General features: G+C 59.1%; 26 protein-coding genes and 1 pseudogene. 9 read left to right on the top strand and 18 right to left on the bottom strand.

Translation table 11 applies throughout. The annotated features are described in order from the left end of the window. Nucleotides 1–753 precede the first annotated feature (753 nt). On the bottom strand, nucleotides 754–3,639 hold the full coding sequence (locus NRG74_RS23980; protein ID WP_006473469.1) for a Tn3 family transposase: 2,886 nt from the start codon (nucleotides 3,637–3,639) through the stop codon (nucleotides 754–756). A 125-nt stretch (nucleotides 3,640–3,764) separates the two neighbouring features. Between NRG74_RS23980 and NRG74_RS23975 the strand changes: the two genes are divergently transcribed. Genes NRG74_RS23975 through NRG74_RS23965 form a run of 3 tightly spaced genes read left to right on the top strand, consistent with a single transcriptional unit; the run spans nucleotide 3,765 to nucleotide 6,084 of the window. Further along, the gene (locus NRG74_RS23975; RefSeq protein ID WP_023434504.1) at nucleotides 3,765–4,433 is read left to right on the top strand and encodes a recombinase family protein; all 669 of its coding nucleotides are present in this window, start codon (nucleotides 3,765–3,767) and stop codon (nucleotides 4,431–4,433) included. A gap of 11 nt (nucleotides 4,434–4,444) precedes the next feature. Further along, nucleotides 4,445–5,248 (top strand): aminoglycoside O-phosphotransferase APH(3'')-Ib, encoded by an 804-nt coding sequence (gene aph(3'')-Ib / locus NRG74_RS23970; RefSeq protein WP_001082319.1) that lies wholly within the window; start codon nucleotides 4,445–4,447, stop codon nucleotides 5,246–5,248. Further along, nucleotides 5,248–6,084, top strand: coding sequence for an APH(6)-I family aminoglycoside O-phosphotransferase (locus NRG74_RS23965; protein WP_257706806.1), 837 nt, complete (start codon nucleotides 5,248–5,250; stop codon nucleotides 6,082–6,084). Before aph(3'')-Ib ends, NRG74_RS23965 begins: the two co-directional genes overlap by 1 nt. A 263-nt stretch (nucleotides 6,085–6,347) precedes the next feature. On the opposite strand, the gene NRG74_RS23960 is transcribed toward NRG74_RS23965, so the two are convergent. The 4 genes from NRG74_RS23960 to NRG74_RS23945 all read right to left on the bottom strand — a co-directional run bounded on the left by NRG74_RS23960 (nucleotide 6,348) and on the right by NRG74_RS23945 (nucleotide 8,864). Further along, on the bottom strand, nucleotides 6,348–7,145 hold the full coding sequence (locus NRG74_RS23960; protein WP_257706787.1) for a SprT-like domain-containing protein: 798 nt from the start codon (nucleotides 7,143–7,145) through the stop codon (nucleotides 6,348–6,350). 133 nt (nucleotides 7,146–7,278) lie between these two features. Further along, on the bottom strand, nucleotides 7,279–7,665 hold the full coding sequence (locus NRG74_RS23955) for a hypothetical protein (protein ID WP_064308199.1): 387 nt from the start codon (nucleotides 7,663–7,665) through the stop codon (nucleotides 7,279–7,281). A 3-nt stretch (nucleotides 7,666–7,668) separates the two neighbouring features. Continuing rightward, nucleotides 7,669–8,391 carry a StbB family protein gene (stbB, locus tag NRG74_RS23950; RefSeq protein ID WP_064308198.1) on the bottom strand — a complete coding sequence of 241 codons (723 nt, stop codon included), beginning with the start codon at nucleotides 8,389–8,391 and terminating at the stop codon, nucleotides 7,669–7,671. Further along, complete coding sequence (locus tag NRG74_RS23945) at nucleotides 8,388–8,864, bottom strand: hypothetical protein (protein WP_257706786.1); 477 nt, start codon at nucleotides 8,862–8,864, stop codon at nucleotides 8,388–8,390. The genes stbB and NRG74_RS23945 overlap by 4 nt, the downstream gene beginning before the upstream one ends. 431 nt (nucleotides 8,865–9,295) lie before the next feature. On the opposite strand from NRG74_RS23945, the gene NRG74_RS23940 reads away from it, so the two are divergent. The 6 genes from NRG74_RS23940 (at nucleotide 9,296) to NRG74_RS23915 (ending at nucleotide 17,126) form a co-directional block, all read left to right on the top strand. After that, nucleotides 9,296–9,679 (top strand): hypothetical protein, encoded by a 384-nt coding sequence (locus NRG74_RS23940; protein WP_257706785.1) that lies wholly within the window; start codon nucleotides 9,296–9,298, stop codon nucleotides 9,677–9,679. Further along, complete coding sequence (locus tag NRG74_RS23935; protein ID WP_257706784.1) at nucleotides 9,679–11,232, top strand: type IV secretion system DNA-binding domain-containing protein; 1,554 nt, start codon at nucleotides 9,679–9,681, stop codon at nucleotides 11,230–11,232. Before NRG74_RS23940 ends, NRG74_RS23935 begins: the two co-directional genes overlap by 1 nt. A 12-nt stretch (nucleotides 11,233–11,244) precedes the next feature. Continuing rightward, complete coding sequence (gene mobF / locus NRG74_RS23930) at nucleotides 11,245–14,187, top strand: MobF family relaxase (protein ID WP_257706783.1); 2,943 nt, start codon at nucleotides 11,245–11,247, stop codon at nucleotides 14,185–14,187. Nucleotides 14,188–14,416: 229 nt separating this feature from the next. Then, nucleotides 14,417–15,160: an HNH endonuclease gene (locus NRG74_RS23925; RefSeq protein WP_257706782.1), complete on the top strand. Its 744-nt coding sequence runs from the start codon at nucleotides 14,417–14,419 to the stop codon at nucleotides 15,158–15,160. Next, a complete protein-coding gene (locus NRG74_RS23920; RefSeq protein WP_257706781.1) occupies nucleotides 15,157–15,384 on the top strand; it encodes an ABC-three component system middle component 6 in 228 nt (75 codons plus the stop codon). Before NRG74_RS23925 ends, NRG74_RS23920 begins: the two co-directional genes overlap by 4 nt. Beyond that, a complete protein-coding gene (locus tag NRG74_RS23915; RefSeq protein ID WP_257706780.1) occupies nucleotides 15,381–17,126 on the top strand; it encodes a DUF2326 domain-containing protein in 1,746 nt (581 codons plus the stop codon). The genes NRG74_RS23920 and NRG74_RS23915 overlap by 4 nt, the downstream gene beginning before the upstream one ends. 179 nt (nucleotides 17,127–17,305) lie before the next feature. Here NRG74_RS23915 and NRG74_RS23910 read toward each other — a convergent pair whose 3' ends face one another. From NRG74_RS23910 to NRG74_RS23850, 13 genes and pseudogenes are all read right to left on the bottom strand, one after another. After that, nucleotides 17,306–17,938 (bottom strand): KfrB domain-containing protein, encoded by a 633-nt coding sequence (locus NRG74_RS23910; protein WP_257706779.1) that lies wholly within the window; start codon nucleotides 17,936–17,938, stop codon nucleotides 17,306–17,308. An 11-nt stretch (nucleotides 17,939–17,949) separates the two neighbouring features. Continuing rightward, a complete protein-coding gene (locus NRG74_RS23905; RefSeq protein WP_437181208.1) occupies nucleotides 17,950–18,489 on the bottom strand; it encodes a phospholipase D family protein in 540 nt (179 codons plus the stop codon). 49 nt (nucleotides 18,490–18,538) lie between these two features. After that, nucleotides 18,539–18,868, bottom strand: coding sequence for a TrbM/KikA/MpfK family conjugal transfer protein (locus tag NRG74_RS23900; protein ID WP_257706777.1), 330 nt, complete (start codon nucleotides 18,866–18,868; stop codon nucleotides 18,539–18,541). 28 nt (nucleotides 18,869–18,896) lie between these two features. After that, complete coding sequence (locus tag NRG74_RS23895; RefSeq protein ID WP_257706776.1) at nucleotides 18,897–19,841, bottom strand: lytic transglycosylase domain-containing protein; 945 nt, start codon at nucleotides 19,839–19,841, stop codon at nucleotides 18,897–18,899. Continuing rightward, a complete protein-coding gene (virB11, locus tag NRG74_RS23890; protein ID WP_074585195.1) occupies nucleotides 19,825–20,853 on the bottom strand; it encodes a P-type DNA transfer ATPase VirB11 in 1,029 nt (342 codons plus the stop codon). Before virB11 ends, NRG74_RS23895 begins: the two co-directional genes overlap by 17 nt. Nucleotides 20,854–20,862: 9 nt before the next feature. Beyond that, nucleotides 20,863–22,158, bottom strand: coding sequence for a TrbI/VirB10 family protein (locus NRG74_RS23885; protein ID WP_257706775.1), 1,296 nt, complete (start codon nucleotides 22,156–22,158; stop codon nucleotides 20,863–20,865). Nucleotides 22,159–22,160: 2 nt separating this feature from the next. Further along, entirely contained in the window at nucleotides 22,161–22,946 is a 786-nt protein-coding gene (locus NRG74_RS23880; protein ID WP_257706774.1) for a TrbG/VirB9 family P-type conjugative transfer protein, read from the bottom strand. A gap of 27 nt (nucleotides 22,947–22,973) precedes the next feature. After that, nucleotides 22,974–23,639, bottom strand: coding sequence for a type IV secretion system protein (locus tag NRG74_RS23875; RefSeq protein ID WP_064308185.1), 666 nt, complete (start codon nucleotides 23,637–23,639; stop codon nucleotides 22,974–22,976). Further along, nucleotides 23,639–24,502, bottom strand: coding sequence for a type IV secretion system protein (locus tag NRG74_RS23870; protein WP_064308184.1), 864 nt, complete (start codon nucleotides 24,500–24,502; stop codon nucleotides 23,639–23,641). The genes NRG74_RS23875 and NRG74_RS23870 overlap by 1 nt, the downstream gene beginning before the upstream one ends. After that, the gene (locus NRG74_RS23865) at nucleotides 24,490–24,894 is read right to left on the bottom strand and encodes a hypothetical protein (protein WP_257706773.1); all 405 of its coding nucleotides are present in this window, start codon (nucleotides 24,892–24,894) and stop codon (nucleotides 24,490–24,492) included. Before NRG74_RS23865 ends, NRG74_RS23870 begins: the two co-directional genes overlap by 13 nt. Then, entirely contained in the window at nucleotides 24,887–25,099 is a 213-nt protein-coding gene (locus tag NRG74_RS23860) for a hypothetical protein (RefSeq protein WP_064308182.1), read from the bottom strand. Before NRG74_RS23860 ends, NRG74_RS23865 begins: the two co-directional genes overlap by 8 nt. 28 nt (nucleotides 25,100–25,127) lie before the next feature. Further along, the gene (locus NRG74_RS23855; RefSeq protein ID WP_064308181.1) at nucleotides 25,128–25,820 is read right to left on the bottom strand and encodes a type IV secretion system protein; all 693 of its coding nucleotides are present in this window, start codon (nucleotides 25,818–25,820) and stop codon (nucleotides 25,128–25,130) included. Continuing rightward, a pseudogene (locus NRG74_RS23850) lies at nucleotides 25,820–26,496 on the bottom strand (type VI secretion protein); the annotation flags it as partial. The gene NRG74_RS23855 and the pseudogene NRG74_RS23850, both read right to left, overlap by 1 nt.

Genomic DNA, 26,496 nt, shown 5'->3' with positions numbered 1-26,496 from the left:
TCCGTTGTTTGCTGGACGAACCACCTCACCACCAGGGATACCAGGTGACGCCACCAGCTGCCCAGGCAGATCGGCGCCGCTGCGCGAGATCGAGGGTGGCCAGCCTCGCCCAGGGGCTCGGATCTCACGCTGCGCGCCGGGCTGGCCAGCTGCTGCTGACCAGGCCCGGGCAGATCGGCGCGGCTGCGCGAAATCGAGGGTGGCCAGCCTCGCCCAGGGACTCGGACTCTACCGTACGGCACAGGGGAGTCTTCCAGTTTCCGGCCTCACGGCCAGATTGCCTCTCTCGCATTCCAGGTGATCAGGTTCGATAGCGGCTACCCCTGGCGGGCCAGTCACTGCAGCGGCCCCAACGTGCATCGAGGCCTGGCCGGGGAAATCGCCCTGCCGTTGCCCACCGCCCAGGCGATGGAGCGCGCCTGGCCCGTGGACAACGGCACCGCTCGCTACTGGCCCTTGTTGGGGCCTCGCTCGCTGGACGATTTTTCGCGTGGTGCCGCTGCAGCGAGAAGCAGCCTTCGGCGACCAAGGGCTGCACCCTTGGATCCGCAGATCCTACAGACCAGGAACAGGCTGATGGCCAGGGGAGGGTAGTTAGTTCGAAACTGGCCCGGGCGGGCCAGCCGCTGCAGCGGCTCCAATCGAGCATCGAGGCTTTGCCGAGGAAATCGCCCTGCCGTTGCCCACCGCCCAGGCGATGGAGCGCGCCTGGCCCGTGGAGGGGTCGTTTGCGGGAGGGGGCGGAATCCTACGCTAAGGCTTTGGCCAGCGATATTCTCCGGTGAGATTGATGTGTTCCCATCCGAGCGGCGAAACATGGGCCAAGAGATCGGGCGATAGCAGCTTTCCATCGCGTTTCTGGTTTGCAACGACCTCGCCGAGCTTCATGGTGTTCCAGAAGATGATGATGGCGGCGAGCAGATTCATGCCGGCGATGCGGTAATGCTGGCCTTCGGCGGAACGGTCGCGGATTTCACCGCGGCGGTGGAAGCTGATTGCCCGCTTCAGCGCATGATGAGCTTCGCCTTTGTTGAGCCCGATCTGGGCACGCCGTTGGAGTTCGGCATCCAGAATCCAGTCGATCATGAACAGGGTGCGCTCGACGCGACCGACTTCCCGCAGGGCTGTCGCGAGCTCGTTCTGCCGCGGATAGGAGGCGAGTTTCCGCAGAATCTGGCTTGGCGCGACGGTCCCGGCAGCAATGGTGGCGGCGATGCGCAGGGTGTCGGGCCAATTGCGCTCGATCATGGCTTGGTTGACCTTTCCGCCGATCAACGCTCGCAGGTGCGCCGGGGCGGCCGACGGATTGAACGCGTAGAGCCGTTTGGATGGCAGGTCGCGGATGCGCGGAGCGAACCGGTAGCCGAGAATGGCACATGCGGCAAAGACGTGATCGGTGAAGCCGCCCGTGTCGGTGAACTGCTCGCGGATATGGCGTCCAGCATCGTTCATCAGCAGGCCATCGAGGATGTAAGGCGCTTCGCTTGCCGTTGCAGGAATCACCTGGGTTGCGAACGGCGCATATTGGTCGGAGACGTGGCTATAGGCTTTCAGGCCCGGGGTATTGCCATATTTCGCGTTGACCAGGTTCATGGCCTCACCTTGCTCTGTAGCGACGAAGAACTGTCCGTCGCTCGAAGCCGACGTGCCCATGCCCCAGAACCGGGCCATGGGTAACGCTGCCTGTGCCTCGACCACCATGGCCAGCGCCCGGTCATAGGCTTCGCCCTCGACATGCCACCGTCCAATGCGGATCAATTCCCAGAAGGTGTGGGTGTTTGTCGCATCCGCCATTTTGCGCAAGCCGAGGTTGATCCCTTCCGCCAAGATAACGTTCATTAGCCCGATCCGGTCAGCGCAGGGTGCTCCTGTGCGCAGATGGGTGAACGCTTCGGTGAAGCCGGTCGCCGCATCCACCTCCAGCAGGAGATCGGTGATGCGCGTGGGCGGGATCTGCTTGTAGAGATCGAGCACCAGATCTTCGGCGCCTGTCGGCGCGGCGGCTTCGAGTTTCTCGATATGCAGAACGCCGTTTTCAATCGACCCGCCCGGGATCGTGCCTGCGCGAGCGGCACGGCCAAGCTCGCGCAACCGCATGTCGAGGCGAGCTTGCCGGTCTGCCAGCCATTCCTCCGGCCGCAATGGCACAGCGAGACGACCGCCTTCCGCGATGGCTTGTGCCGGAACGAGTGCGTGTTTCAGATCGCCATAGCGCCGGGACCTAGTAAGCCAGACATCTCCGGAGCGGAACGCATCGCGCAGATGGAACAGCACCGCGATCTCCCATAGGCGAGCGTCGCCAGCCCTCTGGGCCCGAAGGTGGCGATGCCATTTCGAGCTGGGCCGCAAGAAGCTGGTCATCGCGGCATCGTTCAAACCGGTACGAAGGGCCGTCACCGCTTCCAGAAGCGGCAGTGCAACGGGCGCAGCTCGCAGATCGAGCAGGCGCAACATGCGTGGAGCGTATCGGCGGAAGCGGTGATAACCGTCGAGCACATGGTTGAGCGGATCGTCGGCCATGGTGGCGGTGAGCCTGGTTGCCATTGCAACAAGGGTTTTGAAGCCGTCCCACCCTGATCCGCTCGCGATGACGTCGCCCAGCGGCTGGCCATCATCCTGTGCATCGACCAGGGCGCCCCCGATCTCGGCGAAGGATTTCAGGGTGTCACGCACCACCCCCGCTTCGTCTGCGACCTTTGCATGGCAAATACGCTCCGAAGCACGGTAGAGACGGCCGACGATCCGGTCGTGGGTTTCGACCACTGCGTCGGCCAACATCGCCTGCCATTCCGAGACGCAAACAGCCAAGATCGCAAGCCGCCTGTCCTCCGGGAGATCGCGCATGCCGTCGGCATAATACCGTTCACCCTGCCTGCGCAGACGAGTCACCCGATGGGCAGGAACGCCGGCAAGCAGATCCTCGGGGAGATCGACGCGTTGCAGATATTCGAGCCGGTCGAGCAGCCGGTTGGCCGACGAAGAGTTCGAGCCAGGCTCGAACTGGCGCAGCCACACAAAACGGGTCACCCGATCATCAGCCGTCTCCTCGAGCAATGCCAGCAACTGTTCTCGGATCGACATAGGCAGACGAATGGCGATCCTCGTCTCGATGCGTCGCTCGGCATCGACGAGAGCCGCGGCACAAAGCCGCTCGATCGTGGATGTCGCGGGAAGGACAGTGCGGGTGCGTCGGCACTCGGCTACGAAGCGACGGGCGATATCCTCGTTCGACACCGCCATCTCGGCTTCTCGGAACAACCATTCCTTCAGCTCGCTCGCACCACGTCCGGAGAAGGTGCGGAAGCCGTAGAGCCCCCGTAACTCGGCAAGATGCTCGTGCCGTGTTTCCTCGCGGGCAGCATAGTCTACGAGATCGTCGGCACCCAGGCCAAGCTGCGCTCCGATAAATTCGATGACCTCTGCAGGGATCAGTTCGCCTGGAGCCAGCACCCGGCCGGGATAGCGCAGGACACACAATTGCAGGGCGAAGCCGAACCTGTTGTGAGCGCGCCGACGCAGCCTGATATGCCCAAGGTCTTCATCACTCAGCGTATAGTGCTTGAGCAAATCCGTCTGTGAAGTCGGCAAGCGCAACAGCGCGTCTTTCTGCCGATCGGTTAGAGTGACGCGACGCGGCATACATGTTCCTTTTTCAAAATCTGATAGCGTTCAAGACGCTTTGTTTATGAAGCTGGTTGAGATACATTTCCAGAGGTCAATGCAATCGTGGCCGAAGCGCCGCCTCAAACCAACGTTTGTGATACATGCTGATCGGATATGCCCGCGTCTCCAAAGCCGATGGCTCGCAGTCTCTCGACCTGCAGCACGACACCTTGCGCGCCGCAGGTGTCGAACGGGACAATATCTATGATGATCTTGCTTCCGGCGGTCGTGATGATCGCCCTGGCTTGACTGCCTGCCTCAAGTCATTGCGTGACGGCGATGTGCTGGTGGTCTGGAAGCTCGATCGCCTCGGACGATCGCTTGCCCATCTGGTCAACACGGTGAAGGAGCTGTCAGACCGCAAGATCGGCCTGCGGGTTCTGACTGGAAAGGGCGCTCAGATCGACACCACGACTGCGTCCGGTCGCATGGTGTTCGGAATCTTCGCCACCTTGGCCGAGTTCGAGCGGGATCTGATCCGAGAGCGCACCATGGCGGGTCTCGCCTCCGCGAGAGCGCGCGGTCGCAAGGGCGGACGAAAATTCGCGCTCACCAAAGCTCAGGTGCGTCTCGCGCAAGCCGCCATGGCCCAGCGCGATACTTCAGTTTCCGATCTCTGCAAGGAACTCGGCATCGAGCGCGTCACTCTCTACCGATATGTCGGTCCCAAAGGCGAGCTCAGAGACCATGGAAAGCATGTTCTCGGACTTACGTCGCAACTCGTTTCTTTTCGCAAGTTGAGCCACCTCCGCGCTTCATCAGAAAACTGAAGGAACCTCCATTGAATCGAACTAATATTTTTTTTGGTGAATCGCATTCTGACTGGTTGCCTGTCAGAGGCGGAGAATCTGGTGATTTTGTTTTTCGACGTGGTGACGGGCATGCCTTCGCGAAAATCGCACCTGCTTCCCGCCGCGGTGAGCTCGCTGGAGAGCGTGACCGCCTCATTTGGCTCAAAGGTCGAGGTGTGGCTTGCCCCGAGGTCATCAACTGGCAGGAGGAACAGGAGGGTGCATGCTTGGTGATAACGGCAATTCCGGGAGTACCGGCGGCTGATCTGTCTGGAGCGGATTTGCTCAAAGCGTGGCCGTCAATGGGGCAGCAACTTGGCGCTGTTCACAGCCTATCGGTTGATCAATGTCCGTTTGAGCGCAGGCTGTCGCGAATGTTCGGACGCGCCGTTGATGTGGTGTCCCGCAATGCCGTCAATCCCGACTTCTTACCGGACGAGGACAAGAGTACGCCGCAGCTCGATCTTTTGGCTCGTGTCGAACGAGAGCTACCGGTGCGGCTCGACCAAGAGCGCACCGATATGGTTGTTTGCCATGGTGATCCCTGCATGCCGAACTTCATGGTGGACCCTAAAACTCTTCAATGCACGGGTCTGATCGACCTTGGGCGGCTCGGAACAGCAGATCGCTATGCCGATTTGGCACTCATGATTGCTAACGCCGAAGAGAACTGGGCAGCGCCAGATGAAGCAGAGCGCGCCTTCGCTGTCCTATTCAATGTATTGGGGATCGAAGCCCCCGACCGCGAACGCCTTGCCTTCTATCTGCGATTGGACCCTCTGACTTGGGGTTGATGTTCATGCCGCCTGTTTTTCCTGCTCATTGGCACGTTTCGCAACCTGTTCTCATTGCGGACACCTTTTCCAGCCTCGTTTGGAAAGTTTCATTGCCAGACGGGACTCCTGCAATCGTCAAGGGATTGAAACCTATAGAAGACATTGCTGATGAACTGCGCGGGGCCGACTATCTGGTATGGCGCAATGGGAGGGGAGCAGTCCGGTTGCTCGGTCGTGAGAACAATCTGATGTTGCTCGAATATGCCGGGGAGCGAATGCTCTCTCACATCGTTGCCGAGCACGGCGACTACCAGGCGACCGAAATTGCAGCGGAACTAATGGCGAAGCTGTATGCCGCATCTGAGGAACCCCTGCCTTCTGCCCTTCTCCCGATCCGGTATCGCTTTGCAGCTTTGTTTCAGCGGGCGCGCGATGATCAAAACGCAGGTTGTCAAACTGACTACGTCCACGCGGCGATTATAGCCGATCAAATGATGAGCAATGCCTCGGAACTGCGTGGGCTACATGGCGATCTGCATCATGAAAACATCATGTTCTCCAGTCGCGGCTGGCTGGTGATAGATCCCGTCGGTCTGGTCGGTGAAGTGGGCTTTGGCGCCGCCAATATGTTCTACGATCCGGCTGACAGAGACGACCTTTGTCTCGATCCTAGACGCATTGCACAGATGGCGGACGCATTCTCTCGTGCGCTGGACGTCGATCCGCGTCGCCTGCTCGACCAGGCGTACGCTTATGGGTGCCTTTCCGCAGCTTGGAACGCGGATGGAGAAGAGGAGCAACGCGATCTAGCTATCGCGGCCGCGATCAAGCAGGTGCGACAGACGTCATACTAGATATCAAGCGACTTCTCCTATCCCCTGGGAACACATCAATCTCACCGGAGAATATCGCTGGCCAAAGCCTTAGCGTAGGATTCCGCCCCTTCCCGCAAACGACCCCGTGGACAACGGCACCGCTCGCTACTGGCCCTTGCTGGGGCCTCGCTCACTGGCCGATTTTTTCCGTGGAGCCGCTGCAGCGGAGAAGCAGCCTTCGGCGACCAAGGGCTGCACCCTTGGATCCGCACGGCGAAAGATTCTGACGGCGGACGCTCGTTTCAGTCGTCCGTGTCCGGCTGATCGTCATCGTCGAGGGTCACTTCAACCAACTCGCTGGGTTCGACAAACCGGACTTCGCATTCGACACATTGCAGCTTCCCACTCAGTCCCGGTTTTCCCCACACATTCAGGTGGCAGCTCGGGCAGGTGTATTTGCGCTTGTTCTTCGGATCCTCGGGCCTGGAAGACGGTTGGATCAGGCCGGCAGTCGTGAGCGCCGGAATATCAATCGTCGGGTCTTCTGGCTGGGGCACAGGCTCGCCGCCTGGACCAAAGAGCTGGGTTGCCGACATGGGGACACGCTGGGTGACGACATCGATCCACGACAGCATCGCCCCGCTTTCAATCAGCTCATCACAGGCCAAATCGAAGGGGCCGCCCTCGATGATGTAGTGCGTCATCTGCTGGCCGCAACGGCGACCACCAGGTTCGCCCGTGTCGGACGGCATGAGCCCGATGGACTCCATTTTGTCCGCCCACTCGGCATTGTGATATCCGCCGCGAGAGCGTTTACCGAAGTGGGCTTGCCACTGGTGAACTTGCTCATGCACCAGTGTGGAGAGCGTTTTCTTGATGCTGCGATGGGCGAAATACGCGCAGTTGAGCGCGATCTCATCACTCTTGCCGGTGCCGTTTCGGCGCAGAAAGCGAGATTCCGAGTAGTACCCGAATGTGTTCGCCTTGCGCTGCAGCGTGAAGATGCAGCCTGGCAGCTTTCCGTCATACAGCCGCTCATTGAACCAGTCATAGGCCGCTTCGATTTCGTCGTACAGCAGCTGACTTGCCGTGCCGGCCATGGGGCCTCCTTTCTCGCATGCGAGAACCCCCCGGATTGAATACTCATGCGCGGAAGGTAGGTGAACGATACAGTTTGTCGTCTGTATCGTACGATACAGACACGCAATGAAAAAGGGGGTGGATCCCCCTACTTCAACCCAAGTATCCGCCACGCACGGCAATGAACATCAGAGCCGCGCCCAGCGCTGCGCCTACGGCCAGCAACAGCGCCGAGAAGCCAACGGCGCGGCGCTCGGCCTGTGCCGTGACCAGGCTAGCCGTGCTGCGGTTGATCTCGTTACCGATCCTTGCCGCCGCCTCGCGCCCGGCCTGTACCAGGGCATTGCGCTGCTCGCTCATCATCGACTCGAAGTTCATCTGCGACTGCAAAAGGGCCTTGCCGGCGGCGTCTCGAACAGCCTGGCTGATCTTCTCTGCCAACGCGGCATCGACTTCCTCAAGCCGACGCACGATGACATCGAAGTCATCCATCATCTGCCCGAGCATCGCCTCCCGGGCCGTGGTCGGATCCTTGGCCATGGGCTACTTCCCCTTGCCGAAGAGGGTCGCGTAGACCTGATCCAGGTTGCGCCAAGCCGACTTGGCCAGCCGCTGGGCAGAGATCATGCGCTTGGCATGCTCCTTGTCGGCCTCATCGGTCGCAGCGCGCAGGCTCTCGCGGTAGTCGGTCGTATCGGCCAGCACCTCGCCTACGTTCATTTTCAACCCGCGCAGCCGCTCGAATACCTCGTTCGAGAACACCACGGCATCCCGCTTGAGGGTGAATTTCTTTTCCACCTCATGGAAGCCGAACAGCGCCGAGAACGTCTGCGGAACATCGTCGGCGTCCTCGATCTGGACCTTGTTGAAGACGACCAGGATCTTCTTTGCCGGCACGCCCAGGGCAGAGAGCGTCTTGATCGTGTTGATCGTGTCCACCTGCTGCTTCTTTTCCGGTACGGCTGGGATCACGAAGTAATCGATGTCTTCGTGGGAGCCGTCGTATTGGCCCATGAATTTGAAGAAGTCTTCGACGTTCGATGCCCCCACATCGACCACCACGTTTTCCTCGGTCAGCAGCACCTCCGACAGTTCGCCGAACTGCTTGCCCTTCAAGCGCTCGATCTCGGCTGCAGTATCAGCCGCGCCCGCGTTGATGGTCTCGACTGCGAACCGCAGTCCACCATTCCGAGGCCAGATCAGGTTGTCCGATAGCGTGGTTTTGCCGGAGTTTCCGGTGAAGTTGACGATGACTGTTTTACTCATCTGCGTTTCCTTGAGCTACGTGCTGCGCTTTCGTATTTGTCCAGATCCAGGGCGTTCTGATCGTCCCCGGGATTCATGAGCTTGCTGAGTTCTGCAGGTCCAAAATGACCCTGTGGAGCTGCCTTGGGTTTTGCATCTGTATCGTACGATACAACTCCCGTCTCTTCTGATTCCCTGCGGCTGTCTGTTGGTGCTGAGGCTACTGGCCTCGCTTGGCTTTCAGGTTGGCCAACTGGTAATGCTGGCTTCTGATCAGCATCCACCCGTTGTGCTTTCCGGTGCCGATATAGGTAGCTCTTGAGCGTGTCCATGCTCACCTCGATCCCCTGCGCTTTGAGCACTTCCAGGATCGCCTTGCGTGTCACCCCTGCCTTCAACTGCCTTTCAATCACCGGCATGACCTGGCGTATTTTTGCTGCCTTGGTCTCTGGTTCGACAGCCATCAATGCTGCCTCAATGTCCTTGCCTGCCATTTTGCACCCTACCTGCACCCTTGTTGCATTTCTATTGCATGCTAATTGTCTCCCTATTGTAGTCAATCTGCACCTCTTCTGCCTTCTACCTGCGTCTCATCTGCTCCCTTTTTGCACTCCCCTCCCCTTCTATCTCTACGGCCTTCGGCCTAGGTACTGAAAACGCCCTTAACAAGAGCATCAACTTCAACCCTTAACAGGGTCAAAGTCTCAATACACAACACGCACCTCCCTGTCGGGAGGTGAAAGCCGCATAGGCTGCGGCTTGCAGACCAGTAGACCCGAAAATCACTGTGATACATCTGTATTACAAAATAGCACGCAAGTAGCATCAATCAAGCGTTTCTGTGTATCACACTTGCATTACACATGCTGTCCTGTACCTTTACCTCTGAAAATTTCCATTTTTCCCAGCTAATTGAGGGCGCAGCGTGGGCCGGACAGTACCCATCAGATTCAATACCGAGCAGCTGGCCCGGGTAGAAGAAGCCGCCGCACTGGCTGGCTACAAGCACCTCTCGGCATACATCCGCGACCGCGTGTTGGCCATGGACAAGGGGGCACACAGGCCAGGCGTCGAGGACTGGGCCGAGCAGCAACGGATGATCGGATTGCTGGAAAGCATCGCCCAGGAGCAGACCCGCAACCGGGCAATTCTCACGGTGGCCATCTACCTGATTCGGCAAAACGTGACCCAGGGAAAAGTGAACGAGTTGCGTGCCCAGCTGCAGCACCTGGACGGTGCCGAGGATGCCCTGGCGGTCTTGCTGCCGGAGCTGGCCAACGATATCGAGCGACTGACTGGAGAAGACTGATGCACAAACAAGAGGTCGATTCCGCCGTCATGACAGCCGGCTTTGGTCTGCCGCTGGCGGGCTGGCTGGGAGGCATTCACTTCGCGGGGCTGCCTTTGACCCCGTTCCCTGCGGCATTCAGGGAGACGCTGCACAACGGCTGGCATAACCCAGTCGTCACCGGCGCGACCATTGCAACCTCCGTGGCAGCCGCGGGCCTCTGTTACTACCTGTACGAGTATTGCGACGACGGATTCAGGGGGGAACGCTTCCAGATGTGGTTGCGCGGATCTCGCATCCGCAACTGGCACCACGTCAAAAGCAAGGTCAATGCGCGGAACGCTAAGACCAACAGGGAACGCCGCAAGAAGGGGTTGGAGAAGCTTGAGCCGATCATGATCGGCAAACTCCCGATGCCGCTGCACCTGGAAGACCGCAACACCATGATTTGCGCGTCCATCGGCGCCGGTAAATCCGTGACGATGGAGGGAATGATGGCCTCGGCGCTCAAGCGCGGCGACCGCATGGCGGTCGTGGACCCGAACGGCACGTTCCTGTCGAAATTCAGCTTCAAAGGGGATTACGTGCTCAACCCCTTCGATGCCCGATCAGTCGGCTGGTCGATCTTCAACGAGATCCGTGGCGTCCATGACTTCAACCGCATGGCCAAGTCCATCGTGCCTCCGCAGATCGACCCGAGCAGCGAGGAATGGTGCGAGTACGCACGGAACGTCATCGCCGACACCATGCGCAAGCTGATGGAGACCAACAACCCCGACCAGGAGACGCTGGTGAACCTGCTGGTTCGCGAAGACGGAGAGACCGTCCGGGCGTTCCTGGCCAACACCGACTCGGAGGGCTATTTCCGCGACAACGCGGAAAAGGCGATTGCCAGCATCCAGTTCATGATCAACAAGTACGTCCGCCCACTGCGCTACATGACCAAGGGCGCATTCTCGCTCTATCAGTGGGTTCACGATCCAGACGCTGGCAATCTCTTCATCACCTGGCGGGAAGACATGCGCGACACCATGCGCCCGCTGGTGGCCACCTGGATCGACACCATCTGCGCGACGATCCTGAGTTCGGAGCCCATGACAGGCAAACGCCTATGGCTCTTCCTCGATGAGCTGCAATCGCTGGGCAAGCTGGAGAGCTTCGTTCCTGCCGCGACCAAGGGCCGGAAACATGGATTGCGCATGGTTGGCAGCCTGCAGGACTGGTCGCAGTTAAATGCGAGCTATGGCCGGGACGATGCGGAAACCCTGCTTTCGTGCTTCCGAAACTACGTCATCTTAGCGGCGGCGAACGCGAAGAACGCCGACCAGGCCCGGGAGATCCTGGGCAACCACGAGGTCAAGCGTTTCCGCAGATCGTGGTCTGCCGGCAAGCAGACCAGGGCCGAGGAAATCAAGTCGGAGCCGGTGGTGATGGACTCGGAAATCTCCAACCTCAATGACCTTGAGGCGTACGTCAAATTTGCCGAGGACTACCCGATCACCAAGATCAAATCGCCCCACGTGGACTACAAAGAGCGCGCGCCGGCCATTGTTCTAGGCCAGGCTGCAGCCTGACGAGGTGCCCCGATGTTCAACGTGACGCTGATCAAAGGCGACAACCAGTATGCAGCTGCAGGGTATTTCTCCAGCGCTGATGACTACTACGCCAAGGAGGCCCCTGGCGAATGGCAGGGCATCGGGGCTGACCTGCTGGGCCTAGAGGGCGCAATCGACCAGAAAGAGCTTGCACGGCTGCTCGACGGCAAGTTGCCGAACGGCGAGCGGATGGCCAAGACCTTCGACAAGGAAACCGGCACCCGTCGCATGGGCCTGGACCTGACGTTTTCGGCTCCCAAGTCGGTATCCATGCAATCCCTGATTGCCGGCGACAAGGATGTGATCGCCGCACACGACCGCGCTGTGACCCGCAGCATGCAGGAGGTCGAGCGCCTGGCTCAGACCCGCAAGAAGGTGGACGGCAAGTCGATGGTGGAACGCTCCGGAAACCTTGTCATCGGCAAGTTTCGCCACGAAATGAGCAGGGCCAAGGATCCGCAGCTTCACACGCATGCTGTGGTCATGAACATGACGCAGCGATCCGATGGCAAATGGCGGGCGTTGCGGAACGACGACATCTACAAGATCCAGCCGCAGATCGATGCCATGTACAAGGGCATTCTCGCCCAGGAGTTGCGAGCGCTGGGCTATGGGATCCGGGTTCTGGACAACCAGGGCAACTTCGAGCTGGCCCATATCTCCCGCGAGCAGATCGAAGCGTTCTCCAGCCGCTCGAAGGTGATCGAGGAAGCCCTCGCCAAGGACGGAAAAACCCGGCTCGATGCGACACCGCTTGAGAAGCAGATCATCGCCATGGCGACCCGTCCGCGAAAGGACGAGCGCGACCGGCACCTGGTCAAGGAATACTGGGTTACCAAGGCGCGAGAGCTGGGCATCGACTTCGGTTCGCGCAGTCACCTCGACAATCGTGAGTACGCGGCCAGATCCGCCAAGGGCCAGGCGGAATACAGCCTGCCGGAAGGCATCACCCCCGGCCAGGCCGTGGTCCAGTACGCGATCAACCACCTGACCGAGCGTGAGCAAGTGGTAAGCGACCACGACTTGCGGACTGTCGCGTTGCGCCGGGCCATCGGCCTTGCGACGCCTGATCAGGTCGATGACGAGATACGCCGGCTGGTCAAGCAGGGGACCTTGATCGAATCCGCCCCCACCTACCGGATGGCCAGCGGCGATGCCGATTCGCCGGCACTCTCGCCTGCAGGATGGCGCGCTCACCTGCAGGAGCTGAAAGGCTGGTCGGAGAAGCAGTCACGTCAATACGTGGACATGGCCATCAAGCGAGGATCCTTGGAGGTGACCGGCAAGCGGTACACCACACAGAAAGCGTTGAAGCGGGAAAAGGCGATACTTGCCATCGAGCGCGCTGGACGTGGCCAGGTCACACCCCTGATGACCAAGGAGCAGGTTGCGAGCGCGCTCCAAGGGTCCACCCTATCCGCTGGCCAGTACCAAGCCGTGGAGGTGATCGTCGGGACCAACAACCGATTCGTTGGAATCCAGGGCGACGCCGGCACGGGCAAGACCTATTCGGTCGAGCGGGCCGTGCAGCTGATCAACTCTGTGAACACGGCAATGAGTACCCGCGACCCGCAGCAACTGACGGGCTATCGCGTCGTCGCGCTGGCACCCTATGGCAACCAGGTCACCGCCTTGAAGAACGAGGGATTGGATGCCCATACCCTGGCCAGCTTTTTCAACACCAAGAACAAGACCCTCGATGACAAGACAATCGTCATTCTCGATGAAGCCGGTGTCGTCGGTGCCCGCCAGATGGAACGGCTCATGCGAGAGGTCGAGCAAACGGGTGCGCGCCTGATCCAGCTGGGCGACACCAAGCAGACCGAAGCCATTGAAGCCGGCAAGCCCTTCGCGCAGCTGCAGCACAACGGCATGGAGACGGCCCGAATCAAGGAGATCCAGCGGCAGAAGGATCCGGAATTGAAGCGGGCCGTCCAGTACGCGGCGGATGGCAAGCCCGCCCAGGCGCTGCAGCACCTGCAGCACGTCGAAGAACTGCGGCAAGCCTCGGACCGGCACCAGGCAATCGTGCGCGACTACATCGCCCTGACCCCGGAGCAGCGGAAAGAGGTGCTGATCGTCGCCGGCACCAACAAGGATCGAAAGGAGATCAACCAGATGGCCCGCAAGGCGCTCGGCCTGTCGGGCAAAGGCAAGGAGTTCGAGACCCTAAACCGGGTTGATTCCACCGAAGCAGAGCGTCGGTATGCCCCTAGCTACAAGCAGGGAATGGTCATCCAGCCCGAGAAGGACTACAAGGCCGCTGGCCTGACTCGGGGCGAGCTGTACGTGGTAGACCAGGCGCTGCCAGGTAACGTGCTGGTGGTCAAAGACCGCAGCGGCAATCGCTACGAGTTCAATCCTCGCAAGGCCACCAAGCTCAGCGTGTACAAGCTGGAAAAGCCCGAACTGTCGGTCGGCGACCTCATTCGGATCAACCGTCAGGATCCGAAGCTCGATCTCACCAACGGCGACCGTATGCGCGTGACGAGCATCGAGAATGGCGTGGTGCAGTTGGCCTCGATCAAGGAGGTGAACGGCCAGCCTGAGCGGACGGTCAGCCTCCCGACCAATAGGCCCTTGCACCTGGAGCATGCCTATTCGGCAACGGTGCACAGCGCCCAGGGCCTGACGAATGATCGGGTCATGATCTCGCTGAATACCAAGAGCCGGACGACCTCGCAAAACCTCTGGTATGTCGCCATCAGCCGGGCTCGACTCGAAGCCCGGGTTTACGCTGACTCGATCAGTGGGCTACCCGCTGCGATCGCCAAACGCTACGACAAGTCCACGGCGTTGTCCCTACAGCAGGATCGGGAGAAGCAAAGGCGCGAACCCATACAGCCTCGCACTGTAGTGGACGGCCAGGCTGGACTGGAACGCAAGCGTCGGACGGGCCTTGATGGCGTGGGCGGTGGCCAAGCGAGGACCTGAATGAGGCAGGGCTATTACCTAAGAAATGGCATCGGGGGTGTAAGCCGGAACCCCAGAATATTCCGTCCTTGACGGTAAGCTCGAACTGGCGGGAGCTGACGGCAAACCATTGTTTTACGGCGATGACGCCTTCAAACTGAAAACGGTTTGATTGAGCCGTCAGAACAGGTACGGAAAGCCGTGTCAAATAGCAATAGCAGCAGGGATTCTCTCCAAATCGGCGGTGGCCATGGGCGCTAGTTACACAACAAAAATCATCCTGGCGTTCAGAAGCGGGGGCGTCTGCGCCTTCCCGATGTGTGGCAAACACCTTACGTACCGTGCCCAGGTGGGAGACGATACCTATGTTGGCGAGGCAGCGCATATTTGTGGCGAAAAGCCGACTGCTGCCCGGCATGACGGCTCTATGACTGATGATGAGCGCGATAGCGTCCAAAACCTCATCTATCTCTGTACCGATCACCACACGATCATCGACAAGGTTGCGGCCGATTGGCCTACTGCAACCCTTCTACAACTGAAAGAAAGCCACGAAAGACAGGTCCGGCAAGCTATAGAAGCAGCCTTTGCGGATGTTGCCTTTCCCGAATTGCAGAACGCCGTCTCTTGGGTTGCTGGCCAGGCGCCGGCGCCAAATGGCTCTTTCGACCTTCTCGCACCAGACGAGAAGGTCAAGAAGAACTCGCTTTCGAATGGATCTCGCCACATCATCGCTGCTGGGCTAACCTCACGAGCCACCGTTAGCGATTATGTCGAGGCAGAAGCGCAGCTGGATCCTGACTTTCCTGAGCGATTGAAAGCCGGCTTCCTGGCAGAATATTACGCTCGCCGGCAAGAGGGCCATAAGGGTGACGAGCTATTCGAATTAATGTGCGCCTTTGCCCAACGTGGTCTGCGTCGACAGGCAGACAAGACCGCAGGCATCGCCGTTCTAATTTACCTTTTCGAAATCTGCGACGTGTTTGAGAGATGATTCTTCCGACCAAACATATCCCGCAGAACGAGGCGCTGATCGGTGTCGGCGCTACGCTGTTGGCGCATCTCAACATGCCAATGACTATTTCAGGCCTCTGGGAGCGTCTGCGCAAGGAACCAAATGTAGGGACCTTCGAGCGATTTGTGCTGGCCTCGAACCTCCTTTATTTAATCGGCGCTATCGATATCCGAGACGGCCTTATTGTGAGGACCGCCTCATGATCAGAGCTGTTCGCGCCAACCGAAAGGGCTTCCACACCACGCCGCTAAAGCCGGGGGTCAATCTTATCTTAGCGGACCGATCTACCTCGGCCGGGGATAAAGATACGACCAACGCTCTGGGCAAATCGACGCTAATTGAAATCATCGACTTTTGCCTCGCCAGTAATACCGCACCTGGAAAAGGGCTTCGCATTGAAGCTCTGCAGGGTTGGGCTTTCACGCTAGAGCTTTCCTTGCAGGGCAACGACGTTGCTGTGACGCGCGCGGTCGATACACCTGGGTTCTTTGCAATCGAAGGGACTACCGATGACTGGCCTATCAAGCCAACGCCGAACAAGGAAGGTGTCCCGGGACTAGACGTCAAGAGGTGGCGAGCCGTTCTCGCCTGGTCACTATTCGGTGTCAGTGAGTTGTCATCAGAATCCGGGTACAAGCCCTCGGTACGTTCGCTGCTTTCCTATTTTGTGCGTAACCAGACAGCCGCCTATAACATCCCATTCAAGCACTTCGACAACCAGAAAACTTGGGACATTCAGCTCCACAATGCCTTTCTACTGGGGTTGAATTGGGAGAAGGCCGCCGCCTGGCAGCAGCTGAAAGATCAAAAGAAAGCGCTCGATGCGCTCAAGCAGGCGATCAAGACTGGAGCCATAGAAGGCGAGCTGGCATCACTCGGCGAACTCGAAGCCGAACGCCTGCGCCTTGCAACCCAGCTTGAGCGTGAACGAGAGGCTCTATCGAATTTCCGTGTTCTTCCCCAATACCGTGAAATCGAGAGTCAGGCGAACCTCATGACTAGCGAAATTCATAGCCTGGTCAACGCCAATATCGTGGATAAGCGCCGTCTCAATCGCTACCGCGATTCGTTAATGAGCGAAGGCGCTCCAACGATAGACCGTCTCGAAGCCCTTTACAGTGAGGCTGGCATCGCATTACCTGGCGCGGTCAAAAAGACACTGCAGGAAGCACGGGCATTCAATGCCCAGATCATCGCCAATCGCCGTCAGTTCATCGCCAGCGAGATTGCCGCGCTAGAAGCTGCCGTCGTTGAGCGCGAGACTGATATTGCGACCCTCACAGATCGACGTGCCGGCTACCTTAGTGCGCTTGCAGGACAGGGCGCTCTGGAAGAATTTATTCAATTGCAGGAACTGCATGCTGCTACTCGGCTGAAAGTTAACGAACTGACCAATAGGATTACCCAGCTTCGTCAGATGAGCACGAAGGCCGACACGATCAAGGTCGAGACCGTCGAGTTAAAGCGCGCAACAACCCTCGACTATGAAGAGCGGCGTGTGCTGTGGTCAAAGGCGCTTGGCCTCTTTTCCGAGTTCTCGGAGACTCTTTATAAGTCACCTGGCCGGCTTGTCATCGATATCGACGAAACTGGCTACAAATTCGATGTCGAGATAGCGGGCAGTCCGAGTGAGGGCATCAGCAAGATGAAAATCTTCTGCTACGACCTCATGCTGATTTCGTTCGCACGCCAGCGTGGTCTCGGGATCGACTTCCTGATCCACGACAGCACGATTTTTGACGGTGTTGACCCTCGGCAACGTGCCCATGCTTTGGAACTTGCTGCCGCGATGGCTGCAAAATACGGCTTCCAATACATCTGCACACTGAACACCGATATGGTTCCTGTGGCTGACTTTACTTCAGGCTTTGATTACGACAGCTTCGTCCGGATCCGACTCACCGATACTGACCCTACTGGAAGTCTCCTTGGGTTCCGTTATTAAACGGGGAGCATGGGGCTGTAAGCTGGAACCCTAAAGCGTTCCAGCGGGAAACACGGTCGAAGAGGTTTCCCGTTGCTTTCGCTATCCGATACCGCTTCCTAAGCCTCATTACCTGCGTTTAATAAGCACAGATGAAAGAACCCCGCCATGGCGGGGTTCTTTTTAGGCGATCAGCAGCCTCAAAAGCCCTTGCCTCCGAGTGACTTCGGCTGCAGGGCCGGGGCCTTCCGTTCGCGCTCCAGCTGGCGTTCTTGAACGATGCCGACACCCGCGAAGGGATACCGGATGGAGAGATCCTTTCCGGTATGCAGCAGGCCCGCTTTCGCGCTGCTCAGCGCCGTCCGATCATGGGCGACGTGATAGGTCTTCTGGCCTTCGCTCACGGCCTGAATGACCTTGTTGTTCTGGAACCCGACGATCTTCCCCTCATAGGTGTGGCCACGCTCAGCGGCTCTAATTGCCGGCATGTCCATCGGTTTGGACAGACTCTGTGAATCTGCCGCCTTGCCGGCAGCTGCTCCAGCTCGCTCAGTCTTGTGTCGCTCCAGGGCGTCTTTGAAAGAGGCCTTGAAATCGGCAGCGCCCGGCATGTTGTCGAATGGCAGATCCTTTGCGTACTGGGCGCCCTCCTTGCCCACCTGTGCGTATACCCGCGCTGGCCCGTTACCTTTCTGCACCGTGATAACCGACTTGTCGGACATTTCAGCCTTGAACCAGGCTGCACCTGCTTGGCGAGGATCCGTGAATGCCTGCGGATCCTTGCCCTTCTGAAAGAGCTGGAAGGTGGTTGGCTCGCTGCTTTGCTTGTCCATACGCATACCTCTCAATAGCTGGGTTTGAACGGTTGTCCCTTGTCCCACCGGCTTTGCCAGTGGCGAAGGTACTGCTCAGCGAGATCGGCATCGTTCCAGACCACCAGGGCATTCTCGCTGTTGCTCTTTGCTGCTGCAGCCGTGTAGTTGAAGCTGCCCGTCTCGACCGCCTTTCCGTCGATCACCATGAATTTGTCGTGGTGAATCGGGTACACCTTGACGGTCCGTGTGGGGATGCCGGCGCGTGCCAGCAGCGTCAGTGCATGTTGGCCAGCTCGGGCGGCGCCGCCTTCGAGATTGCCGTCGTGGTCGGCCACAATCGCCACGTCCACGCCGCGTTGTTTGGCCTCGATCAAGGCTTTGGTCACATCGGGACTGGTCAGCATGTAGGCGGATAGCCGTATCGAATTGGTCGCTGCGCTGATCGAGCGCAGCACCAGGGCAAGGGCCGATCCTTCCGGAGAAAATCCAACCTCGATCCGGCGAGCCCCATCGATCAGAACCGGGGCCTTGCCTTCCGCTGGCTGCTGATCAGCGAGCGCATACGGCATGCCCGTGGCCAGCAGTGCCACCAGGGCAAGGGACTTGATGGCTGCTAGCTTAGAAACCACCTTTGGAGCCTCCCCATTTGTCGTTTGCCTGCTTGCCGCTGGCTTTGTCTTCGACGCATTGGGCCAGGAAGTCCCCCCGCGCCTCGGAGGTGCGAGAGGGGCTGAATTTCCCATGCTTCGTACGAACGATGCTGAAATAGCGGGTGACGTACTTGTCGCAGTCACCATCGCGGGACATGCCCAACAGGCACAGCGTCGCGCCGCAAGCGTCCGAGTCGCTTTTGGATCCGTAGCTGTAATCCGGAGAGGTCGGCTGATCGGCATAGGCGCTGCTGGCCAGGACCAGTGCTGCGGCGAGGATCGCGGTCTTGATGCTCATAGACGCTCCATTTCTCGCATGCGAGAAGTCAGTTGACGATTTGAATGAAGGAGGGAGTAGCCGGGCGCTGCTCTGCCACGGTTTGGGGAGCCTGGACCTCGCGCTGGACGGGAGCCGGCGCCGTAGGCTGGAAGCGCTGGAATTCACGCGGCGCATCGACGGGATCAGCGTCGGTATTCAGCTGGACCTGGATCTGCGGCTGTTCGGCTTGTTGGGGCTGGGGCTGGGGAGCTTGCTGCTGACTAGCAGCAAGAACCTGGCCGTTGTCGTCTGTAAAGGTGAGCCATGGCCCCTCCTGCTGCTCAGCGGCCCTACGAGCGCGCTGGGGCGCTGTTCGAGCTGGGGCCGGCTCCGCTACCGCGGAAATGGGTTCTGCCGCTTCTGCGCCCTCTACGGCAGGCACAATCGGGTCATCGGCCGAGGGGTTTAGAGCCCGGGTGACCACTTTCTCGACATAGGAAGGTTCACCCGGATGATCCGGCTTGAACCCTCGCAGTTCGTTGCCGCTGTAGTACATGGAAAAGGCCTTGCGCAGCGCCTCTTGCTCGCTGCTGCTGGTAGCTAGCGCCTTCTTGTAGTCAGCTGCCAGGTGTTCGCTGATGGCCTGCAGGTTACGGCAAGGTTCGAAGACTGCCGGGTAGTCCAGCCCCTTCGCCCGCATGTTGGTGACCAGTAGCTGGCCAAGGCCCATCGAGAAGCGTTTGCCCTGGCGTTCCAGCTGCTGGGCGGTTGCTATGGCTTCACCCAGCGATTGCGGCTGACGTGCCAGGTGCGTACCCACAACGCCGATGGCATAGGGGTTGAAGGTCGATTCATTGCCGACCAGCGCTTTCAGGGTCGAAGGGTGCACCGAAGGCGCGCATTTGGCCGCCAGTTCGGAAAAGCGCATTGGTTGGCCTTCATCGGCTGAGGCCAGGGCAGGCAGGCCCGCAGCGAACAGCATCGCCAGGGTCAATTTAGGCAGCTTTTGCATATTGCACCTCGGTGATGATGCGGCGGCCATCGAAGCCGTATTCCCACTGGATAACCACGTCGATGAGCTGACGGGAGAACTCGATGAGTTGGCTCTTGCTCATGTCGGCACCGCCACGGGATGCCATCGACGCCAGGCGGTCGAACATCAGGTCCGGGGAGTCGGAGTGGATGGTGGACATCGAGCCGCTGTGGCCGGTGTTCAGCAGTTCGAGGAACGGGAAGGCTTCGCCTCCGCGAAGCTCCCCCATGATTGCCCGGTCGGGCGTGAGGCGAAGAATGGATTCGAGGTGATCGAACGGCGTCACCCTCGCCTTGCCCTGGCCACCGCGTGAATAGATCAGGTGGACGACGTTTTCACCTGGAGCCTTGATCTCCCGCGTGTCCTCAATGGTTACCAGCCGCTCGCTAAGGTCTACGTGCTGCAGCAGCTCGTTCAGGAACGTGGATTTGCCGGCATTGGTACCCGCCGAGATCATGATGTTCTTGCGAGCCTTGACGATGCCCTTGAAGAACTCTTTCCAGCGCTTGGCCCGGTAGAGCTCTACCAGGTGATCGTCGCCGTACTCGGCGGGCTGACGCGGCTGGTTGATGAAATCGAACGCCCCCATGGCCTCGTATTCATCCAGCGATATCTGCTTGCGACCTGGCTTCCGGATACAGACGATCCCGCCAATGTGCTGTTCTACAGCCGGGGCGAGTACGACCTGGACGCGATAGTCGCCGCGCTCATTTTCCGATACCCCATCGTCGAGATTGATGGGGATCCGACCAGAGAGGATCGGTGTATAGGCGCTGACCTCCTGATCGGTATGCGCGGCGATCAGATCGGCCAGCGACTTGATCAGTGGCAGCGTCACGCCCTCGCAAGCAACCGGACGCATGAACCGGCTGCTGCGATAGCCCGCCCACACGTTACCCGGCCCGTTGATAGCGATCTCGGAGACTTCGGGATCGTCCAGCAAAGAAACCAGGGGTTCCAGTTTGCGCCGAAAGGATGCGATCTCAGACATGACGGTCCCTCAATTGATGAACGTGACGCCGCCGTTTTCAGCCTGCTCGGCCTGCTTGGCGAATTGCTTGGTGAAGTCCAGGTCGCGCTGGAGGTAGATGACTACCCGCGACCCGTGGGGAACGGTGATCGTCGGCTGGATATTCGCGTAGCGGCTCAGGATCGTTTGCGAGGAATTCGCTGCCGCCTCCTGCACTTCGCTGCGGTAGCGCGACGCCGAGTTTTCTTCATCGCCAGAGGAAACGCCGCTGTTGGAGGCGCCGGCGCCGATGATCGAAACGGCAGCGGCCACCCCGAAAATCTGTGCCCAGTGGTTGTTCACGACGCCGCCCTGGCCGGCGCTGCCCAGCTGATCGGTGCCGGCGCTGTTGATGGCAATTTCCATCGGGACACGGCCTGGCAGACGTGGCGTCCTGAGCATGTTCCAGACGGTGAACAGACGTTCCTGGCCAGGCATCAGGCTCGCGTTGTAGCTGCCGCAGACCTTCGAGCCCCAGGGAATCATCACGCGGCGCCCTTCGGCGGCGTAAACGTCTTGGGCAATCGATGCGCAGATTTGCCCAGGGAGCTGGCTTTGAGCGCGAGGCTCAAGGGTGGCTTCGATGACAGTGCCCTGCAGCACCTTGAATTGCAGGTTCTCGAGTGCGCGGGCCTCGGTGATGGGTACTGATTCGCCATAGGTGGACGCGGCAAACGCATCGTTGGCGTTCTGAGGGGCGCGGTTGCCGCCGTCGCCACCAATGAGGGATCCGCTGCCCTGCTGGCCTTCTTTCCCGCCGCCCTGCTCCGCGAAACCCTCTTCCTTGGCCGTGGCGAAGATGGCAGAGCGCTGCCGCGCTGCCAGCATCTTCTGACGTTCCACCTCAGCCTGGAACTCCAGCTGCTGACGGCGGCGTTCCTCTTCGCTCATGCCGCTCTGCTGCTGACGGTCAACGGTGCTACGCGGCGTATCGGAAGGCGCCTCGGATAGCCCCTGGTTGGACACGGGCTGTACCTTGGCAGCCTCACGCTTCGGCGGCGGATCGGCCACAGTGCGACGCTCCGAGGCTACGATCTCATCGCTGCCCAGGGAGTTTTTGCTCTCACCCTCGGAGCCGCCATTCTTGATCCAGTAGGTGAAGCCCAGGGCAACAACAGCCGCAATAGCAATCCCGATCCCGCTGCGTTTGCTATTGCCAGGGCTGCTCTTGAGCATGGAGTTGGATTCGTTCCACTCGCGAATCTCTTCTTCGCGGGTTTTCTCCGGCTGCTGAGCTTGGCTCGGATTCTGGCCCGGATTCGGGTTCGGGTTTTTTTCGTCGGCCATGCTTATGCACCTCCGCCGTCACGGGCACCACGGGTCACGGTGCGCTTGTAGGGATTGGCCAGGTTCTCGACGCAGACGTAAGCGTTGCCGCTGCGTACCACGAACATGCTGGCCAGGCGCTTGACCACCCAGTACTCACCTTCGCGATGGGCATCGACCATGGCCTCGGTGCCGTCCGGCAGCACGCGGTAGAACTGTGGGAGATCCGCCCCTTTCTTCATCAGGAACTTGGTGAATTGCCCGTCATCCATCACGGCCTGCAGGCCGATGGCATCCTTGTCGCCGGAATAGCCGTAGTTGATGTTCGGCGTTCCTGCAGCGCTCGCCGTGGCTACAGGGGTAGCGCCGGGAGCCGGCTGCTGCTCGGCGTTGTAAGAGGTAAGGCGTGTGCTCGGGTAGACGAAGCGCACCAGGAACGACTGGCCGCTCTTTCTCTTGCTGCTATTCAGCTGAAAGTAATAAGTCCGCTTGCTGGTGATAACGGTCATGTTCGTTTCAGCGTTGTCTTCCACCGGCTTGAGAAAGACCCGATTCCGGAACGGCATGCTCTGCCAGGCGATGGTGTCGCCCAGGGCTACCACTTTCACCATTTCATCGGCTTCAAATTCGATGGAAGTCTGATATCCGTAAGTGCCGGTAAGTTGATAAACCTGATTGGGATCGTAGGGCACTTGCTGAACGCGATTATCGCTGGACAGGGGCTGCGGCAACTTGGCCGCCTGCGCGTTAGATATGCCAATTGCCAAACTCAGGGCAATAGCTGTCGGCAAAACGAAGTGTTTTTTCATTGGAAGTTTCCTTGTGGATTAAGCGAATTACCGGCGGCTCAGTTCTTCGCTCTTGCGGTACAGAGTGGCCAAAGTACCGAACGGGTTTTCCCAGCGCTCGCCCAGCGCACGCGGGACCAAGGTGTGATTGACTTTAATAGTCGCCAGATATCGGTGTTCTACGGGTTGGTTGTCACCCCATCGGTGCTTGATGGAGTTGAACGACACCTGATATTCATCACCGACCTTGTTCATCATGTAGGGCTGGGCTTCGATCCAGTCCTTTTCCCCTAGGCTGAGGTAGGGGTTGGTCGGATTCTCCGGGCTCAGTTCTTTCTCGTACTCGGCGGCAACGTCGGGGGTCATGTAGGTGTGGCATGTATCGGACAGCTGCTGCTTGCGACGGAGGTCGAAGGTGTTGCAGGCCCGGATCATGTCGAACAGCACCTTTTCGGTGACGGCTTCCTCTTTGCCCACGTTGTCCTTGTCGATGACGCGCTGCTTCAACACCTCGCCATCCGCGCCCAGGACTGTCACGACAGGAATGTAGGTCTTCGAATTGGCAAGGCTGGCAACTGCGAATCCCAGGCTGAGAATGACCACTGCCTGTACCCCTTGGGCCAACAGGGAACGGTTGCGCTCCTGCTTGGTTTTGTTGCCTTCAAGCTCACGCTTGCGGCGTGCTTTCTCTTCTTTCGTGAACTGTTTGTCCATTATCTTTTCATCCCAACAGAGCGCAGTGCCATGACCAACAGCGACGAACCGCCTACCGTTGCGCCGGATGACAATGCAGCTGCCCAACTACGAACCTGCAGCATGCAGATGATCAAAACGCCCTCGACAATCACCAGTGTTCCCCACTGCTGCGCAGTAATCAGGGCTGCACTTTTGATCGTCGCAGTCTTTGCAACAGAATCAATGGCCTCGCCGAATATCTGATATCCAAATCGGACGACTGCAATCGACAGGATGTAGATCAGCGAGAAGTTCAGCATCTTGCTAAACCAGTTCATTGCCCATTGACGTACAGCATCGAAGAAAATGAAGCCGACCAGGATTGGCAAGATCGACATTACAATCGCGGCACCGAACTTAGCGATCAGCATGTTCAGGATTGCAGCAATGAACAGGATGCAATTCAGAACAAACAGTCCCGCGCCCATGACGATCATTGCAACCTGCCGCCAGTTCACATTCATCAGAGTGGCGGAGACTTTGCCGACATTCTGGTAGAGCGAATCGAGCATGGAGGTTGTGTCTTTCCCACCATTCATGATCTTGGCGGCGATACCTTCGGTCCAACCTCCCCAGATGTCGTACAGCTGGATGCCGCCCTTTGACCAGTTCAGCGTGCTGAACACCAGCGCTGTCAGCATGGCCCGCTTGACGATATCCCAGGTTTTGACGGCTACATGCCCGTTGTACATCTGCAGGCCGAGTACGACCCAATAGCCGACTGCCAGGAGGTAGACTATCGGCTCGACCATGCCGGCCAGGTTCGGGAAGACCTGAGCGACGAAGCTTTTCGTCACCTCATCGGTCGCCCCTACCAGGCCTTTTAGCGTCAGATCCGCCATGGGTTCTCTGCTCCGTACACGCTCTTGAAGTGGGAGATCACTTCAGGCGTCCGGAAGTCGCTAGCACCCAAGGCAACGCCCGTCTGCGCCTTGATCTCCTGTGCCGTCTTGTCGATACAGCCCTCGACGAGGCCGCCGTTGTAGGACGGATCCTGCATGTAGATCTCGGCAAAGCAGGTGCCCGGGAACCACTCCGCGACATCAGCCTGAGTGGCTTTCAGCAGAGGATTGCCACTGCGCGCCTGGACAGCTGGGGCTCCGGCATCAGCGGGTGCAGTCGGCGCGTCGCTACCGAAGTGAATGGTCGTAGTGTTGACGTAGATGACGGTGCCGACCACGAAGCCGCCAACCAGCAGGCAGATGGTATTGGTCAGGGTGAAGAACTTAGGCATTGCTCGCCTCCTTGTGATCGATGACAAAGGGGGTGAACTCGCAAGCACAGGGGGACTTGTCGAGCTTTCCGGTGTTGGTCACGCAACCGGATGCAGCCGAGACGAACAGCACCAGCAGCAGCAGCTTGCCCATTTTTCCGAGCAGCCAGAACGGCAGCCAGATCGGGAAGGTGATGAGCTTGAAGACCAGCCAAAGCGCTTTCATATGGATCTCCTTTCTCGCACGCGAGAAGTCAGTTGTTGCCGTCTTTCCAGCGGAAAAACTGCTCGTTGTCCGAGGTTGCCTGGTTCTCCTGGTTGGCCAGGTTCGCCTGCAGGTTCATGTTCAGGGCCTGCAACTTCGACTGGGCCGAAGACAACATGCCGTTCTCAGTGGCGATGCGGTTCTGGAGATCGGCAGCGTCCTTGGCGTTCGTGGTGGTATCGACCTGCGAGCCCAGGGTGGCCAGGTTGTTCAGGTGAACCTGTACTTCGCTGTACAGGGCATCGCCCGCCGACAGAGCCGCGACCACCGAATCTGAACTCAGCTGGTAGTCGCGGGCGCGGTTGCCTTCTGGATTGGCAAACAGCTCCTGCGGGAGCGTGTTGACCAGTTCCTCGTAATAGCTCTGCTTGCTGCCGTAGGCGCCGGAGTTCTGCCGGGAAACCACCTCCTGCCAGGATCCGGGTACGACCGACGCGGAGTTGATCGAATCGTCCAGACCAATGGAGCCGCGACCATAGGTGCCCTGCAGGTTTTTCAGGATTCCCCCCTGCGTCTCGTACTGGTCTTTCAGCGTCTGATACTGCTGCTGGAGAGTTGCCAGGTTCTGAGCCAGAGCCATCCAGGTGCCTGCATCACCGACAGGGACGCCAGTCGCTTGAGCTTGACCAGCAATGGCCAGGGAGACGGCTGCAGCCAAGCCGAATTTCTTGAGGTTTTTCATCAGCGGACCGCCTTCAAGTTGTGGGTGTTTTTGGTCTTGGCCTCTGCCATGAAGACAGGAACCCAAACCTCGGGATCGTCGGTGCCCAGGCGCTCGATGATGGATTCCATCAGCGCTACACCCACGTCGTTCGAAGACAGCACCGGGATGAAGTCCGAAAGGTCTTCCTCGGGCTTGTCGGAGGACAGATCGAAGCAAGCTCGAATCGACTCCTGACCACGACGGATCAGGAACTTGCGATCCTTCTGATTCAGCTTGCGCAGCCACTCGCGCTCGACTTCGGTCAGGTTCTGATGGTCCTCATCCTTCACCTGATCTCCGGCCAGATAAATCTTGGTCACGGTCTGCTTGTCGATGGAGTCGGTTTCGCTCCGGAAATACTTGGCATCGGGCGTGACAAAGATGATCAGCCCGTTTTTGCGGCGGATCTGCATGATGAAGTTGTCGATACGCTTGCGCCAAAAGTCGTTCTTGACCAGGTTCTGCCCTTCTTCCAGCACCAGGATGAAAGGCCGGCCATTCATGGCTTGCTCGATACGATGCAGCGGGTAGCTCATCACGACAGGCAGCTCAGGCCGAGCTTCGCCACCCTTGAGCAATTCCATCATTTCAAAGCAGTAGTGCCGAGCCTTGGAGAGGTCGATAGTGTCCTCGGCGTTGTCGAATACGCCGGCAT

This window comes from Pseudomonas oryzihabitans, from assembly GCF_024652905.1.
Classification (GTDB): Bacteria; Pseudomonadota; Gammaproteobacteria; order Pseudomonadales; family Pseudomonadaceae; genus Chryseomonas; species Chryseomonas benzopyrenica.
Note: the sequence above shows the minus strand (reverse complement) of the source record. Positions and strands in the feature narration are given on the sequence as shown.

Bases quoted from the DNA above. Each gene is read 5' to 3' on its own strand.
- NRG74_RS23865 (WP_257706773.1), bottom strand. From the start codon at position 24,894: ATGCCTAAGTTCTTCACCCTGACCAATACCATCTGCCTGCTGGTTGGC.
- NRG74_RS23915 (WP_257706780.1), top strand. From the start codon at position 15,381: ATGATCAGAGCTGTTCGCGCCAACCGAAAGGGCTTCCACACCACGCCG.
- NRG74_RS23920 (WP_257706781.1), top strand. From the start codon at position 15,157: ATGATTCTTCCGACCAAACATATCCCGCAGAACGAGGCGCTGATCGGT.
- NRG74_RS23870 (WP_064308184.1), bottom strand. From the start codon at position 24,502: ATGGCGGATCTGACGCTAAAAGGCCTGGTAGGGGCGACCGATGAGGTG.
- stbB (WP_064308198.1), bottom strand. From the start codon at position 8,391: ATGAGTAAAACAGTCATCGTCAACTTCACCGGAAACTCCGGCAAAACC.
- NRG74_RS23885 (WP_257706775.1), bottom strand. From the start codon at position 22,158: ATGGCCGACGAAAAAAACCCGAACCCGAATCCGGGCCAGAATCCGAGC.
- NRG74_RS23925 (WP_257706782.1), top strand. From the start codon at position 14,417: ATGGGCGCTAGTTACACAACAAAAATCATCCTGGCGTTCAGAAGCGGG.
- NRG74_RS23860 (WP_064308182.1), bottom strand. From the start codon at position 25,099: ATGAAAGCGCTTTGGCTGGTCTTCAAGCTCATCACCTTCCCGATCTGG.
- NRG74_RS23975 (WP_023434504.1), top strand. From the start codon at position 3,765: ATGCTGATCGGATATGCCCGCGTCTCCAAAGCCGATGGCTCGCAGTCT.
- NRG74_RS23855 (WP_064308181.1), bottom strand. From the start codon at position 25,820: ATGAAAAACCTCAAGAAATTCGGCTTGGCTGCAGCCGTCTCCCTGGCC.
- NRG74_RS23945 (WP_257706786.1), bottom strand. From the start codon at position 8,864: ATGGCAGGCAAGGACATTGAGGCAGCATTGATGGCTGTCGAACCAGAG.
- NRG74_RS23910 (WP_257706779.1), bottom strand. From the start codon at position 17,938: ATGGACAAGCAAAGCAGCGAGCCAACCACCTTCCAGCTCTTTCAGAAG.
- NRG74_RS23980 (WP_006473469.1), bottom strand. From the start codon at position 3,639: ATGCCGCGTCGCGTCACTCTAACCGATCGGCAGAAAGACGCGCTGTTG.
- NRG74_RS23965 (WP_257706806.1), top strand. From the start codon at position 5,248: ATGTTCATGCCGCCTGTTTTTCCTGCTCATTGGCACGTTTCGCAACCT.
- mobF (WP_257706783.1), top strand. From the start codon at position 11,245: ATGTTCAACGTGACGCTGATCAAAGGCGACAACCAGTATGCAGCTGCA.
- virB11 (WP_074585195.1), bottom strand. From the start codon at position 20,853: ATGTCTGAGATCGCATCCTTTCGGCGCAAACTGGAACCCCTGGTTTCT.
- NRG74_RS23905 (WP_437181208.1), bottom strand. From the start codon at position 18,489: ATGCCGTATGCGCTCGCTGATCAGCAGCCAGCGGAAGGCAAGGCCCCG.
- NRG74_RS23960 (WP_257706787.1), bottom strand. From the start codon at position 7,145: ATGGCCGGCACGGCAAGTCAGCTGCTGTACGACGAAATCGAAGCGGCC.
- NRG74_RS23935 (WP_257706784.1), top strand. From the start codon at position 9,679: ATGCACAAACAAGAGGTCGATTCCGCCGTCATGACAGCCGGCTTTGGT.
- NRG74_RS23955 (WP_064308199.1), bottom strand. From the start codon at position 7,665: ATGGCCAAGGATCCGACCACGGCCCGGGAGGCGATGCTCGGGCAGATG.
- NRG74_RS23880 (WP_257706774.1), bottom strand. From the start codon at position 22,946: ATGAAAAAACACTTCGTTTTGCCGACAGCTATTGCCCTGAGTTTGGCA.
- NRG74_RS23895 (WP_257706776.1), bottom strand. From the start codon at position 19,841: ATGCAAAAGCTGCCTAAATTGACCCTGGCGATGCTGTTCGCTGCGGGC.
- NRG74_RS23875 (WP_064308185.1), bottom strand. From the start codon at position 23,639: ATGGACAAACAGTTCACGAAAGAAGAGAAAGCACGCCGCAAGCGTGAG.
- NRG74_RS23900 (WP_257706777.1), bottom strand. From the start codon at position 18,868: ATGAGCATCAAGACCGCGATCCTCGCCGCAGCACTGGTCCTGGCCAGC.